The organism is Streptomyces sp. NPDC020898, from assembly GCF_044333925.1.
In the GTDB taxonomy this organism is placed as follows: Bacteria; Actinomycetota; Actinomycetes; order Streptomycetales; family Streptomycetaceae; genus Streptomyces.
On record NZ_JBIRRV010000014.1, the window covers coordinates 193,796 to 208,088 of the forward strand.

At 70.6% G+C, this 14,293-nt stretch carries 14 protein-coding genes; 10 read left to right on the top strand and 4 right to left on the bottom strand.

The features are described 5' to 3' along the window. The first annotated feature begins 164 nt into the window (after positions 1–164). Both ACH4TV_RS35310 and ACH4TV_RS35315 read left to right on the top strand, forming a co-directional pair. The gene (locus tag ACH4TV_RS35310; protein WP_398405340.1) at positions 165–821 is read left to right on the top strand and encodes a hypothetical protein; all 657 of its coding nucleotides are present in this window, start codon (positions 165–167) and stop codon (positions 819–821) included. 81 nt (positions 822–902) lie between these two features. After that, positions 903–1,640, top strand: a complete 738-nt coding sequence (locus ACH4TV_RS35315) for a DUF1775 domain-containing protein (RefSeq protein ID WP_398405341.1) — start codon at positions 903–905, stop codon at positions 1,638–1,640. Between the two features lie 156 nt (positions 1,641–1,796). Here ACH4TV_RS35315 and ACH4TV_RS35320 read toward each other — a convergent pair whose 3' ends face one another. After that, complete coding sequence (locus ACH4TV_RS35320; protein WP_398405342.1) at positions 1,797–2,156, bottom strand: ArsR/SmtB family transcription factor; 360 nt, start codon at positions 2,154–2,156, stop codon at positions 1,797–1,799. 140 nt (positions 2,157–2,296) lie between these two features. Here ACH4TV_RS35320 and ACH4TV_RS35325 point away from each other — a divergent pair, with 140 nt between their 5' ends. The 4 genes from ACH4TV_RS35325 (at position 2,297) to ACH4TV_RS35340 (ending at position 7,939) form a co-directional block, all read left to right on the top strand. Further along, on the top strand, positions 2,297–3,637 hold the full coding sequence (locus ACH4TV_RS35325) for an MFS transporter (RefSeq protein ID WP_398405343.1): 1,341 nt from the start codon (positions 2,297–2,299) through the stop codon (positions 3,635–3,637). A gap of 216 nt (positions 3,638–3,853) precedes the next feature. Further along, entirely contained in the window at positions 3,854–5,101 is a 1,248-nt protein-coding gene (locus ACH4TV_RS35330; RefSeq protein ID WP_398405344.1) for a MalY/PatB family protein, read from the top strand. Between the two features lie 108 nt (positions 5,102–5,209). Beyond that, positions 5,210–7,417, top strand: coding sequence for a molybdopterin cofactor-binding domain-containing protein (locus ACH4TV_RS35335; RefSeq protein ID WP_398405345.1), 2,208 nt, complete (start codon positions 5,210–5,212; stop codon positions 7,415–7,417). Positions 7,418–7,480: 63 nt separating this feature from the next. Continuing rightward, positions 7,481–7,939, top strand: coding sequence for a (2Fe-2S)-binding protein (locus ACH4TV_RS35340; protein WP_398405346.1), 459 nt, complete (start codon positions 7,481–7,483; stop codon positions 7,937–7,939). Positions 7,940–7,983: 44 nt separating this feature from the next. Here the strand turns inward: ACH4TV_RS35340 and ACH4TV_RS35345 are convergent, their stop codons facing one another. The 3 genes from ACH4TV_RS35345 to ACH4TV_RS35355 form a co-directional block, all read right to left on the bottom strand. Beyond that, positions 7,984–8,436 carry a DUF1569 domain-containing protein gene (locus ACH4TV_RS35345; protein WP_398405347.1) on the bottom strand — a complete coding sequence of 151 codons (453 nt, stop codon included), beginning with the start codon at positions 8,434–8,436 and terminating at the stop codon, positions 7,984–7,986. Between the two features lie 84 nt (positions 8,437–8,520). After that, positions 8,521–9,666: a M23 family metallopeptidase gene (locus ACH4TV_RS35350; RefSeq protein ID WP_398405348.1), complete on the bottom strand. Its 1,146-nt coding sequence runs from the start codon at positions 9,664–9,666 to the stop codon at positions 8,521–8,523. 138 nt (positions 9,667–9,804) lie between these two features. Next, positions 9,805–11,502, bottom strand: coding sequence for a hypothetical protein (locus ACH4TV_RS35355; protein WP_398405349.1), 1,698 nt, complete (start codon positions 11,500–11,502; stop codon positions 9,805–9,807). Between the two features lie 153 nt (positions 11,503–11,655). Here ACH4TV_RS35355 and ACH4TV_RS35360 point away from each other — a divergent pair, with 153 nt between their 5' ends. The 4 genes from ACH4TV_RS35360 (at position 11,656) to tgmB (ending at position 14,289) form a co-directional block, all read left to right on the top strand. Beyond that, entirely contained in the window at positions 11,656–12,471 is an 816-nt protein-coding gene (locus tag ACH4TV_RS35360) for an SAM-dependent methyltransferase (protein WP_398405350.1), read from the top strand. A 50-nt stretch (positions 12,472–12,521) separates the two neighbouring features. Then, positions 12,522–12,893 carry a DUF6479 family protein gene (locus tag ACH4TV_RS35365; RefSeq protein ID WP_398405351.1) on the top strand — a complete coding sequence of 124 codons (372 nt, stop codon included), beginning with the start codon at positions 12,522–12,524 and terminating at the stop codon, positions 12,891–12,893. Positions 12,894–13,097: 204 nt separating this feature from the next. After that, the gene (gene tgmA / locus ACH4TV_RS35370) at positions 13,098–13,289 is read left to right on the top strand and encodes a putative ATP-grasp-modified RiPP (protein WP_398405429.1); all 192 of its coding nucleotides are present in this window, start codon (positions 13,098–13,100) and stop codon (positions 13,287–13,289) included. Positions 13,290–13,305: 16 nt separating this feature from the next. Continuing rightward, positions 13,306–14,289 (top strand): ATP-grasp ribosomal peptide maturase, encoded by a 984-nt coding sequence (tgmB, locus tag ACH4TV_RS35375; RefSeq protein ID WP_398405352.1) that lies wholly within the window; start codon positions 13,306–13,308, stop codon positions 14,287–14,289. Positions 14,290–14,293 lie beyond the last annotated feature (4 nt).

Below are 14,293 nucleotides of genomic sequence, written 5' to 3' on the forward strand. Positions count from 1 at the left end.
AACCATGACCGTGCCGCCCTGACCCCCGGCGTGCGGAACCTCACCTTCCTGATGAGTACTTGACCATTCCATGACCGGACTCTGGTTCCCCCATGGGAAGGCGATGAGAATTTCCTTGAACCCGGTCCCGGCCCGGCCGTCGCATGGTTGATGATGATCGGGTCATGACCATGCTCCGTACGACGACGCACTCCGCGCCACTGCCCGTGCTCCGGGCAGCGGTGTTCGCCGTCGTCGGCACGGTGCTCGGGGTCGGCGCGCATCATCTGGTCGCCGGGGGCCCCGCTCCGTGGCGGCCGGGCATCGCGGCGGCGGGGCTGCTGTTCGCCGTGGGACTGGCCGGCACGCGGCGCCCGCGTTCGCTCGCCGCGGTGGTGGTGACATGCGCGGCGGCCCAGACCGGACTGCATCTGTGGCTGTCGGCAGCGCACTCACGCCATAGGACAGGCGTGGCCATGGACATGTCCCCGCACGCCCATCCCGCGACGACCACCCACGGGGTCTGGCAGGAGCGGCTGCACGACTCGGGGGCGATGCCGGTCCTCCATGCCGTGGCCGCCGTACTCGTCGCCGTGCTGCTGCACCGCGCGGACGCGGCCTGCTGGTCGCTGGCCCGCGGCCTGACGGGCGCCGTCGACGCGGTACGGACACGGCTCGCCACCGTACGGGCACTGCTCGCCGGCCGGCCGGCACCGGTCACCCACAGGGCGCGGGTGAGCCGCCCTCGGTGGACTGAGCTGCCGCCGCTCAAGGGGTCGCTCCTCGCGGACACGGTGGTACGGCGGGGTCCTCCGCCCGAGCGGCCCGCTCTCGCCAACTGACCCTGCCGGAACGGTCCGTCGCACGTCGGCCGTTCTGTGCCACCGCACGCCCGGAGACCCCGGAAAGCACCGGAGACACCCATGTTCACTTCCCCTGTCCAGCACGGCACCGCGCGGCGCCTGACCCTTACGGCCGCCGCTGCCGCCGCTGCCACCCTCGTCCTCCTCACCGCCGGGCCGGCCGCCGCCCACGTGGAGGTCGAGTCCGAGAAGGCCCAGGCCCTCGCCGAGAACGTCGAGCTCTCCTTCCACGCGGAGGCGGAGTCCGACACCGCCGGGATCGCCGAGGTCCGCGTGATCCTGCCCGAGGGCATCGCGCCCGGTGACGTGACGTACGGCGAGGGCCCCGCGGGCTGGAAGTTCGCGACCGACGCCGAGGGTTACACGGTCAAGGGCGCGGCCCTGAAGACCGGCACGAGCGCCGAGTACTCCATCGTCGTACGGCAGTTGCCCGACGCGAAGGAGCTCGCCTTCAAGTCGTTGCAGACGTACAGCGACGGCAGGATCGACCGTTGGATCGAGCTGGACGAGAGCGGTGAGCAGCCTGCCCCGGTGCTCAAGCTCAAGGCGGCCGCACCGGGCGCGAAGGCAGTCAGCCCGTCGCCGAGTGAGACGGCGTCCGAGTCCCCGTCTCCGTCCGCGACGCCGACGCCCACATCCGAGGCCACTGAGGCACCGGCCTCACCGGCGGCAGAGGCGACGAGCAAGGACGACGACGGGATGTCCGCGGGCGCCTGGATCGGGATCGGGGCGGCGGTGATCGTGGTGGCAGGCGGGGCTGTCTACCTCGTTCGACGCCGGGCCGCTGCCCAGCCGTAGCCGTTTTTTCCTCGCCCCCGCCGCCCCGACCCGTCCCATCCCTGGGGGCTGCCGCCCCCGGACCCCCGCTACGGCCCTGAACGGGCCTCGTCCTCAAACGCCGGACAGGCTGGTATGTCAGCCCCTCCGGCGTTTGAGCGGGGGTTCGGGGGTGCCTCAGTCGTGTGGGGCCTTGCCGCTGACGCGGTGGTCGGCGTGGCTGAGGGCCTCCATCACCAGGCGGCGCAGATGCCCGTCGCGCAGGCTGTAGTGGACGTACCGGCCCTCGCGCCGGGTGTCCACCAGCCCCGCGAGCCGGAGTTTCGCCAGGTGCTGGCTGACGGCCGTCCGCGACGCCTCGCACCGCTCGGTCAGTGAGCCGACGTCCGACTCGCCCTGCGCGAGCAGCCACAGCAGATGCAGCCGCGTCGCGTCGGAGAGCAGCGCGAACACCTCGGTCGCCTCCGCGAGACGCGCGCTGTCCGGGGCACGCAGATGCGCATCGGCCGCAGGTGGCAAGGTCTCGCGAGCAGGCATGCCCTCAGCGTAGAGGCCGGAGGCAGGCATCGACGGCGTCGGCGTACCGATTCCCGGATCAACATGTGCACAGGTGCGCACCTATAGCTACAGTGGAGGGCAGTCGCGCTCGCTTCCCCGACCGGCCAAGGGACCCCCGCATGCTCTCCGTACTGCGCAACCGCGCCTACCGCCGCCTCTTCACCGCCCAGGTCGTCGCCCTGATCGGCACCGGCCTGGCGACGGTCGCCCTCGGCCTGCTCGCCTACGACATCGCGGGCGCCGACGCCGGATCGGTGCTCGGCACCGCGCTCGCGGTCAAGATGGTGGCGTACGTGACGATCGCCCCGGCCGTCGGCGCGGTCGCCGACCGCCTGCCGCGCCGCGCGCTGATGGTGGCCTCTGACCTCACCCGGGCCGGGGTCGCGCTGCTGCTGCCGTTCGTGGACCAGGTCTGGCAGGTGTACGTCCTGATCTTCCTGCTCCAGGCCGCGTCGGCCGCGTTCACCCCCACCTTCCAGGCCGTGATACCGGACGTACTGCCCGCCGAACGCGACTACACCCGGGCCCTGTCACTGTCCCGGCTCGCCTACGACCTGGAGAGCCTGTTCAGCCCCGCCCTCGCCGCCGCGCTGCTCTCCCTCATCACCTACAACTGGCTGTTCCTGGGCACGGTGTTCGGATTCGTCGCCTCGGCCTCCCTGGTCGTCTCCGCCGCACTGCCCAAACCCGTCGCGCCCACCGCCCCACGAACAGGCGGCGTGTACGCCAGGGCGATCGCGGGCACCCGCCTCTTCCTCGGCGTCCCGCAGTTGCGCGCCCTGCTCGCCCTCGACCTGGCGGTGGCCGCCGCGGGCGCCATGGTCACCGTCAACACCGTGGTGTACGTCCGCGACCAGCTCGGCCGGAGCGCGGCCGACGTACCGCTGGCGCTCGGCGCCTACGGTGCGGGCTCGATGGTCGTGGCGCTGCTCCTGCCCAGGCTGCTCGACCGGATTCCCGACCGTACGGTGATGCTGCGCGGGGCGCTGCTGCTCACCGCGATCTTCGTCGCCCTGGGCACCATCACCGCGGCGGACAGCGGCAGTTGGCGCTGGCCCGCGCTGCTCGCGGTCTGGGCAGCGTTCGGGGCCGCCTGCTCCCTGGTGCTCACCCCGACCGGGCGGCTGATCCGGCGCGCGGCACCGGCCGAGCGGCGTACGGCTGCCTTCGCCGCCCAGTTCTCCCTCTCGCACGGCTGCTGGCTGCTCACGTACCCGCTGGCCGGCTGGCTCGGCGCGGCAGCCGGGCTCGGGTCCGCGGTCCTCGTCCTGGGCGCCGTCGCCTCGGCCGCCGGGCTGCTCGCCGTACGCCTGTGGCCGGTGCGGGAGTCCGCGCCCGTGGAGCACGAGCACGCGGGTCTCCCTGCCGGGCACCCGCACCTGCGCGACGCGATCCGGGTCCGGAGCGGCTGGCGGCACAGCCATCACCCGCTCCTCGACGGGCTGCACGGCCACCGCTGACAGTCCCGGGACCGTCAGACGCTGTTTCCACGCCGGGGGGAAGCAGGAGACGTGGTTGCCCGCGCACGCGGGACACGGGAGGCTTCCCCGGAACCGCGCACTCTGCGGGTGTTCGGCGCCGGGAGCCCGTCCTGGAGCCGACCACGGACAAGTGATGTGACTGCGGGCGGGCACACATCCCTACCGACCCGGTGGACCCGGGAGTTGGAGCATGGAATGGCAGACGGCCCGAAGAGCGAAGCCCTCGATGTCCCCGAAGCCGACCGGACGGATCCTCTCGTCCAGTTGTCCCTGGAACAGTTGCGGCGGCGCACCAGCATGAAGTGGCGTGCCCACCCCGAGGACGTGCTTCCGCTCTGGGTGGCGGAGATGGATGTGCCGATGGCTCCGCCCGTCGCCGAGGCCCTGCGCGCGGCGATCGACCTCGGTGACACCGGCTATCCGTACGGGAGCGGCTACGCCGAGGCCGTCGCCGCGTTCGCCGCCGAGCGGTGGAAGTGGGACGGGCTGCATGTCGAGCGCACGGCGATCGTGCCCGATGTGATGCTCGGCGTCGTCGAAGTGCTCCGGCTGGTGACCGGGCCCGGCGACGCGGTCGTCGTGTGCTCCCCGGTGTACCCGCCCTTCTACGCGTTCGTCGCCCACGACGCCCGCGAGATCGTCGAGGCACGACTCGGTGCCGACCTGCGGGTCGACCTGGCCGCTCTGGAGGACGCCTTCGTGCGGGCACGATGTCAGGGCCGCCGCGCCGCGTTCCTGATGAGCAACCCGCACAATCCGACCGGTGTCGTCCCCACCCGCCAGGAACTGGAAGCGGTCGCGGCCCTCGCCCGCAAGCACGGTGTGCGAGTGGTGTCCGACGAGATCCACGCCCCTCTGGTGCTGCCGGGGGCCGTCTTCACCCCCTTCCTCAGCGTTCCCGGCGCCGAGAACGCGTTCGCCCTGGTCTCCGCGTCCAAGGCGTGGAACCTCGCCGGACTGAAGGCCGCTCTGGCCGTCGCGGGAGCCGAAGCCGCCGACGAGCTTCGGCTCCTGCCGGAAGAAGTCAGCCACGGCCCCAGCCACCTCGGGGTCATCGCCCACACCGCGGCGTTCCGCGAGGGCGGGGCCTGGCTCGACGAACTGCTGCTCGGGCTCGACGCCAACCGGCGCCTGCTGGGGCAGTTGCTCGAAGAACACCTCCCCGAGGTCGGGTACCAGGAGCCCCAGGGCACCTACCTTGCCTGGCTGGACTGCAGGTGGCTGGGACTGCACATCGACCAGGACGTCGAGGGGCCCGGCGTGGTGAGCGATGTGGCCGGACCCGCGAAGATGTTCCTCGCCGAGGCCAGGGTCGCCCTCAGCTCAGGCCATGTCTTCGGCTCCGGAGGCGAGGGACACGTACGCCTCAACTTCGCGACGACACCGGCCGTTCTGCGCCAGGCGGTGACCAGAATGGGAAATTCGGTCCGCATTTCTCCGTAATGAGCCGCCGGACCCGAAGCGCCATGTCCCTTGAACCTGCGCCTACCAGTCGGTAATGATCAGAGCGCGGCCCGGCGACGTCGGCGGGCACGCGTGAACGGAGCAACGATGAAACGACTCGGCAGGCGCGGGTTCCTCACCTATCTGGTCGCCGCTCCCACCCTCGCGCTGGCAACGAACGTCGGTCTTGACGCCGCCGCGCCGAGCACCGCCCAAGCCGTGATACCCACGCTGCCCGCGCCGGCCGACCTGGTCGACCTCGGGGATGTGCTGATCCTCGCCGGCGCGCCCACCGCGAACATGCTGGTGCTGGAAATCGGCGAGGACGGGATCGTGGACTTCCGGCTGCCGAGAGTGGAGGTCGGCCAGGGCCTCACGACAGCGGTGGCGATGCTGGTGGCCGAGGAGCTGGACGTCCCGCTCGCCCGGGTACGTATCCGGCTGGACGATGCTCGGCCCGAGTTGCTCTTCAACCAGCTGACCGGCAGTTCCAACTCGATCCGTTCACTCTATGACCCCGTACGGCACACCGCGGCGGCGGCCCGTGCCCGCATGATCGCCGCCGCAGCACGGCAATGGGACGTGCGGACCAGCGAGTTGACGGTCCGTCAGGGAGTCGTGACGGCGCCGGACGGGCGTACCGCCTCCTACGGATCACTGTCGGCAGCGGCGGCCTCCCCCGCCCTGGGCGCGCTCACCGCCACCCCCAAGCCCGAGTCCGAGCACACGCTGGTCGGCACCCCCACCTCCCGTATCGACGCCCGGGCGATCATCACCGGCCGCCAGGAGTACACCCTCGACCTGGAAGTGCCCGGCGCCAAGCCCTGCATGCTGCGCCGACCGCCGACCATCAACGGCACGGTGAAATCGGTGAACAACGAGTCCGCCGTACGGGCCATGCCGGGCGTCCTCGACATCGTGACCGTCCCCACGGGTGTGGCGGTGGTCGCGGAGACCTTCGGACAGGCACTCGACGCCAAGGACGCCCTGGATGTCGACTGGGGTCCCGGAAGCGTCGACGCGCTCTCCGACGACGAGATCACCGCGAAACTGAAGGCGGCGACCGCCCCGCTGGTCGTTCCCGGGCTGCTGGTCAAGCGGGTGGATGCCGAGTTCGACTTCGCGTTCGCCGGCCATGCTCCGCTGGAGACCAACTCGGCGGTCGCGGACGTCCGTTCCGACCGGGCCGAGATCTGGTCGGGGCTGAAGTCCCCGATCGTGGCCCGGCAGACCATCGCGAAGGAGCTCGGGCTACCGCTGGACAAGGTCACCGTCCATGTGGTGCAGGCGGGCGGCTCCTTCGGGCGGCGGTTGTTCTTCGACGCCGCGCTGGAGGCCGCGCTCGTCTCGCAGAAGAGCGGGCGCCCGGTCCGGCTCCAGTGGTCGCGGATCGACGACATGCGGCACGGCCGTATGCGGCCCGCCACCCACCACAAGATCCGTGCCACCTACGCACTCGGACAGGTCCTCTCGTTCGAGCACCGGGTGGCTGCCGTGGAGACCGACTTCCGGCACGGTCTCGGCGAGATCCTGACGGCCACCGCGGCCAGTCTGCCCTCCGGGGTGGGCAACGCGGGCTTCGCCCAGACGCTCTTCCTGACCACGGTGAAGTCCCCGTACCACTTCGGCCTGACCACCCAGGTACTCACCGAGGTGCCGCTGAAGATGCACACCGGGTCCTGGCGCTCGGTGTACTCGGGCAACACCCGGGGCGCGGAGGAGATCGTCGTCGACGAACTGGCCGCCAGGCTGGGCAAGGACCCGGTGGCCTTCCGGCGCGAGTTCCTCAAGTCCGGCCGGCAGCGGGCCGTGCTCGACAAAGTGGCGGCGGAGGGCGGCTGGGGCCGCACCCTGCCGAAGGGCTGGGCGCAGGGCGTCGGCTTCCATGAGGAGTACAAGTCCTGCACGGCCTGCCTGGTCGAGATCGACGCCACCGACCCGAAGCGGCCACGGGTGACGAAGGCCGTCATCGCTGCCGACGTGGGGCGGCCGGTCAATCCGCTGGGGATCGAGGCCCAGTTGCTCGGGGGCCTGACGGACGCCATCTCGACCACCCTGCGGGCTGGGCTCCACATCGACAAGGGCCTTCCGCTGGAGGGCAGTTACTCGCAGTTCCACTACGCGCGGCAGAAGGACAGCCCCAAGGACGTGAAGATCTTCATCATGCCCGCGAACGGCGAGCCGGGCGGCGCGGGAGAACTGGGCGTCCCGGCGGCCGTCGGGGCGATCGCCAACGCCTACGCCCGGGCCACCGGCACGAAGCCGCGCGGTTTCCCCGTCAACTTCGACGTCGACTTCACTCCCTTTCCCCGCTGATCCTCTCCGAGCACCGGCAAAACAGCCGCCGAGCACCCTCAGCACGCCGACAGGAGAACGTACGTGCCCTCCCACACCTTCACCGTCAACGGGAAGTCCGTGACCGTCGACGCCCCTGACGACCTGCCCCTGCTGTGGGTGCTGCGCGATCTGCTGGGTGTGCGCGGCCCCAAGTACGGCTGCGGGATCGACGTCTGCAAGGCCTGCACCAGCCATCTCGACGGCGAGGCGGTCAATCCCTGCGTGGTCCCCGTGGCCGAGGCCGCGGGCAAGGAGGTCACCACCATCGAGGGTCTCGCGGACGGCGACCGGCTGCACCCTGTGCAGCAGGCCTGGCTGGAGCAGGACGTGGCCCAGTGCGGCTTCTGCCAGCCCGGCCAGATCATGGCGGCGGTGGCCCTGCTGAAGCGCACGAAGAACCCCACGGACGCCGATATCGACGCGATCGAGAACGTCTGCCGCTGCGGGACCTACTTCCGGATCCGCGAGGCGATCAAGAGCGCCGCCGCCAAACTGGGGTGACGGCGGGCCGCACGTCGCGAAGGTGGCCCCGGGGCGGCCCGGCGTCAGGCGTAGGCCAGACCGGGGAGATGTTCGGCGAGATGCATGGCGTGCAGACGTGCGAACTCCTCGTGCGTGCAGCGTCCGTAGGCGGGGTGGAGGGCGTGCGGTCCCGTGTGGCCGGTGAACAGGGCCACCGCGTCCGCGAGGCCGGACGCGGCCTCTGCCGACGGCAGGCTCGGGTCCAGCGGCGGAGCTCCGTCGATCTCGGCGCCGAGCGAGTGCTTCGTCGCTCCGCGGCGCAGGAAGAGGCGTTTGGCCAGGGCGCCGGCCGTGGCCCGGAACAGCGCGGGCTTGAGTGTCGGGTATCCCGTCACGGAATAGCGGACGGTCTGAGCACAGTGCTGCAGCGTCTGGGACAGGTTCCAGACACCGCCCGACGCCAGCAGGTCGGCTTCGGGACGGCCGAGGTCCGCGGGCAGCCGCTCGGTGAGCTCAGTAAGGGTGAGTGAGGCCATGCCACCAGCATATGTTGGTACGAAGAATCGACGTTTCGTAGCAACATGTGCCAGCGCCCGACAGAGGCGGACCGTAACGCCTCGTCAGCCCGGTGGCGCCAGCCACGGCTGCGGGTCGGCGTAGTAGCCGTCGTAGATCACCTCGAAGTGCAGGTGCGGGCCGGTGGACAAGCCGGTGGAGCCGACCCGGCCGATCGGGGTGCCGGCGGCCACGGTCTGGCCGGCGGTGACGCCGAGCGCGGAGAGATGGCTGTACGTCGTCTCCAGGCGCTTGCCCTCGATCGTGCCGTGGTCGATGACGATGCGGTTGCCGTACGCCCTGGTCATCGCCGCGAACACCACCTGGCCCTGGCGGGCGGCGAAGACCTCGGCTCCCTGGGGCGCGCCGAAGTCGACGCCGGTGTGGAGTTTGGTCACGCCGGTGAGCGGGTGCTGACGTGATCCGTAGGGGGAGGTGATGACGAGGGTGCTCACGGGGGCGCCAAGGATCGCCGACGCCGGTCCGCCGCCGGTCAGGGGTTCCTGGTCGAACGTCTCGTAGCGCGGGAGCAGTTCCTTCACCTCGGCGAGGTAGGTCCGGGCCCCGGCGGGCACGCGTCCGGCGTCGGTGACCTCCTCGATTCCGACGGCGTACGCGGCGAGGGTGAGGTCCACCAGGTCGCCGTTGACGGTGCCTTCGGTCCTGAGGTCGGTGATCTTCCGGGCGAGGGAGCAGTTCTGCCGGCCGAGCGCCATGATGGCGTCGGCCGGATCACGCGGCGAGGAGGTGCCGTTGCCGTCGTCGTCCTTGCCCCAGGTCCGCCACTGCGCGGCCGTGAATCCGGCGATGCCCTGCGCGCCCGTGAGTTCGCCGGTGTCGTCGCGCCAGCCGGTGAGCTGGTCGATCTGCGCGGCGAGCAGGGAGGGTTGGACGACGGTGCAGTCGGCGGCCTTGCGCAGCCACGGTCCGTAGGTCTCGTTGACGCCGCCCGCGCTGTCCTGCTGCGGATCCGCGTCCGAGGTCCAGTCCCCGGAGAAGCCGCCCGTCAGGGCGAGGAAACCGGCGACCGCGGAGAGCGTCACCAGGCCCGGCAGCACCATCAGGGTGAAGCAGCCCGGGCCGCGCCGGGCGGGGCGTGGTGCGGGCCGCTCCTGTTGCGGCGGGGCAGCGGGAGCGCCGGCCGTGTCGGGCGGTTCCGCGGTGGTGGGTGCCTCGTGCGTGGGTGTCCCGACGGCGTTGTCGTCGCTCACGCAACCGGCCGTCGGGGGAAGTTGCTGGTACTCACGTGCGTACGCTAACGCGGGGTCCGGCGGACGTCACCGGACGCGGAGGCAGACCGAGACGTCCTCAGGGGCAGACCTGGAGTGTCCGCACGGTCGGTGCCCCGCTCAGCAGCAACCGGTGTCGGAGCCGCCGATGCCGGTGCCGGTCTCCAGACGGCAGAAGCACGACGCTTCCACCGGGACGTCCGCCAGGGCGAGCGCGATCTTCAGCTGCTGGGCCACGATCTGCGCCTCCCCGTCCCTGCCCAGCCGGACGAGGCACTCGTGGAACCCGTGCAGGGCCCACACGTTGCCCGGATGCTGCTGGGCGCGCGGAAGGGTCTCGTCGAGACCGAGGTCGGCGCGGTAGACGGCTTCCGCCTCGGCGACGTGCCCCTGTTCGAGGAGGAGGGCGCCGTAGGCGTGCCGGGTGGGCTGCATCCATCCCCAGGGCTCGTCGTAGGGGAGGTTGTCGTCCAGTTCGATCGAGCGTTCCAGCGCCGCGAAGGCCGCCTTGTGGTTGCCCTTGCGGTACTCCAGTTCGCCGTCGAGCATCGCCGACGCGATGGCGAGGATGTCGGCGCAGGTGTTGTTGAACAGCATCCGGGTCTCCGACACCCGGCTGACCGCCGCACGGAACTGTTCGCGTTCGGCCTCGGCCTCGGGGATCCGGCCGGTGGCGGAGAGGGCGACGCCTCGGGCGTAACGGAGCATGGCCGTCGTCACGCAGTACAGCAACGGGTCGGCGGGGAGCGGCAGTTCGAGGATGTCCGACCAGCGGCCGAACCGGATCAGCGCATGGACCCGCATGGCGAGGAACCCCTCCAGCCAGTCGGCCATGGGCGGACTCTGCACCCGCAGCAGCTCTTCCGGGATCGACGCCTCGAGCTGCGCGGCGGTCTCCAGCGCTGTCCTGGACTGCCCGAGGAACATCGCGCCGTAGATCTTGAAGTGGTAGTTGTGCGACCGGTAGAGCGTGTAGAAGTTCATCGCGCCGGCCCGCTCACGGAACTTCTCGTCGGCGGTGATCGCCACGCTGTTGTCCGACACCACGCGCCGGTAGTCGCCGCAGAGCACGTCCAGATGCGTGGGCATGTGCTGGAGGTGGCCGGCGTCCGGGACGAGGCCGCGCAGCCGGTCCGCGACGGACAGGGCGGTCTCGGGGGCGGCGGACATCTCCATCAGGTGGATGTACAGGTGCAGGAGGCCCGGGTGCCGCGATCCGGCCTCGGTGGCGATCGCCCGTTCCAGGACGGCCTTCGCGGCGAGGGCGCGCGAGCCGTCGGCCGGTTCGCCGGTGCGGATGTCCCACAGCTGCCAGGGCGTGAGGTTCATCAGCGCGTCGGCGTACAGGGCGGCGACGTCGAGGTCGTCGGGGGCGAGTTCGTGGACGGCCCGCATGCTCTCGGCGTACGGCTCGTTCCACACGGAGCAGTCCTCGACGGCCTCCGCCTGCGGGTAACGGGCCCGCAGAGCACCGATCAGGGCCTGTTCGACGGGCGTGGCACCGGCCGCCTTCCGCCGGGCGAGTTCGACGGCGGCGTGGGTACGGGCGACGGTCTCCACGAGTTCCTCGCCGTCGAAGAACTCCCAGGGCTTGTTGTAGTTCGGGCCGAGGGCGTACGCGATGCCCCAGTGGGCCATGGCGCAGTCGGGATCCGCCGCCGCGGCGGCCTCGAAGCAGGAGACGGCCTCCTCGTGGTGGAAGCCGTACGTCCACACCAGGCCGCGGTCGAACCACGTCTGGGCCACGGGGGACGCCGTCGTCACGGTCCGGCCATGGGTACCAAGGTCGTAGTAGTCCGTGTTGTCGGTGTAGTCCATCTGTCTCTCTCCCGCTCCCGTTCGCCTCGCCCGCCGGACACCCATCCTTCCCGCTCCCGCCCCGACCGCGAAGGCGCCGGTCATAAGATCACCCCCATAGGCACGAACGATGTTGACGGCTCGTGCGCCGGGGATCTGGGGAGAGGAAGAGACGTGAGCGAGCAGGAGAGCCCGTCGGACGGACGGAGCCGGCTGAACACCGCGGTCGCCCACAACGCGCGGGTGTGGAACTACTGGATCGGTGGCAAGGACAACTACCTCGTCGACCAGGGGGTCGGCGACCACATCGACGCCATGTTCCCGCTGATCCGCAGCGTGGCGCGCGCGGACCGCGCCTTCCTCGGGCGCGCCGTGCGGTTCCTGGTCGCCGAGCGGGGGATGCGGCAGTTCCTGGACATCGGGACGGGCCTGCCGACCGTGGACAACACCCATGAGATCGCCCAGCGCATCGCGCCCGAGTCACGGATCGTGTACGTCGACAACGATCCGATCGTGCTCGCGCACGCCCGTACGCTGCTGACCGGCACCCGCGAGGGAGCCACCGACTACATCGACGCGGACGTCCACGACCCCGACAGCATCATCGACCGTGCCAGGGCGACCCTCGACTTCGGCCGGCCCGTCGCCGTCATGATGCTGGGCATTCTGAATTTCGTGCTCGACACGGACGAGGCGCAGGACATCGTGCGCCGGGTCATGGCGGCGGTGCCCTCCGGAAGCTGTCTGGTGCTGACCCATCCGACGACCGACTCCGACCTCGGCGGGGAGGGAAACATCGAGGCGATGAAGTTCTGGAACGAGAACGCCACCCCGCCGATCACCGCCCGCTCCCGCGCCGAGGTCGCCGCATTCTTCGACGGCCTGGACCTGCTCGATCCGGGGCTCGTCTCCTGTGCGCAGTGGCGTTCCGGCACCGACTCCGCCGACGTCCTTCCGCAATTCGGTGCCGTCGCCGTGAAGACCGTTTAACAAGGTTCGCTTCAGGCGCGCATTCATATTCTGTCGGCGATAATTGGTATATGGGTACGACAACGTCTGAACTACTGGCCGCGTCGAGCGATCTACTCAACGTAACGGCCGCATTTGTCGCGGGCCTGTTCATCTCCGGTGCACTGATCTGGGCCGTACGGTTCGGCATGCAGGTCCGGGACCGGGAATCCGCCCGGCCCCGGCCCGACGAACAACCCACCCTCCCGCTCTCCGGTCCGGTCCACGAGATCCGCGAGATGAGGGAGCCCGACGAGATGCCGCACGCGGCGGAGGAGCGGGAACGGCTCATGCCGTACGAGCTCCACCACTCGGCGAGCAAACGACGGCAGGATCAGCATCGAGGGCGCTGGGATCCCGGCTCCAGCGGCTCCTTCGGCAGTGGTGGCCTCGGTCACACCTGATCCGTCCGCGGCCCGGTACAGCGGCTCGCAGGCCTCTCGCCGCGGGCCGCTGAGGGCTGCGCCGGACACCGCTGCACTGGATGAGGCAACCATTCACTCGTTCGATTCGTATAACTCCTTGGAGGCGGGGCACGGTGGACGGGACAGTAATACCGGAGCTCCACCGTCCACTTGACCGACGTCGTCGCCGATCGAGGAGAAGCGATGCAGCTGTTCGTTCTGAACTACGCACGCCCGGCTGAACAGTTGGAGGTGAGCACTCCGTACAGCTATGACTGCGGACTGCAGTTGAACGTGCTCCCCAATGGGCGGATAGCCGCTCATGACCATGCCGTGATGCGCGAATTCGGAGCCACCACGTCAACGGCCGGTTCCAAGACACACTTCGACGACTGAACGCGGGCCCGACACGATGACGGTCCTGGTGCTGACCTGCGAACAGGATGTGACGGCGGATCTTGTGGTGGCCCGGCTGAACAGTGCCGGTGTTCCCGTGGTCCGGCTCGATCCCGCCGATCTGCCCGGTGAGGTCGCCCTGTCCGGCGAGTACGTCCACGGTGTCTTTCGCGGGCATCTGTCCGCCGGTGGCCGGCTGGTGAGCATGGGCGGGCTGCGGTCGGTCTGGGTGCGCAGGCCGGGGGTTCCCGGAGCGCGGGCCGCCGAGCCCTCCGGCTGGCTGGCCGAGGAGGCCTCGCAGGCCTTCTACGGCATGCTCCGGGGCACCGGCGCGCGCTGGATGAACCATCCCGACGCCGCCCGCCGGGCCCGCCACAAGCCCTGGCAGCTCCATCTCGCGCAGCGCAGCCGGCTCCCCGTACCGGCCACGCTGATCACCACTTTCCCGCAGGCCGCCCGTGACTTCGCGGAACGTTTTCCCGACCTCGTCGTCAAGCCCGTCTCCGGAGCCCATCCGCAGGAGCCGCCCCGGGTGGTGCCGACCAGCAGGGTGGCACCCGATGTCGACTTCGCCGCCGTCGCGTTCGGGCCCACCCTGCTGCAACGCCGGGTCGACAAGCGGGCCGACATCCGGTTGACGGCGGTCGGCGACCGGATCCTCGCCGCCCGCAAGGCCGTCGCGCCGGACGCGGATCCCGCCGACGTCGACGTCCGCTTCGCGCCCTCGGACGAGCCCTGGCGGCCGGCGGACGTGCCGCCCCGGATCGCCGAGGCCGTGCGGCTGTATCTGCGCGAGGCCGAACTCGCTTACGGAGCCTTCGACTTCGCCGAGGACGTCGACGGCATCTGGTGGTTCCTCGAATGCAACCAGTCGGGCCAGTTCGGCTTCGTCGAGATGGACACCGGGCAGCCGATCGCCCGGTCCGTCGCCGAGTGGCTGGCCGGGGATGGGCCGGAGGCGCCGTCGCACCCCGGCACCTCCGCCCACACGGTTCCCTGAACCC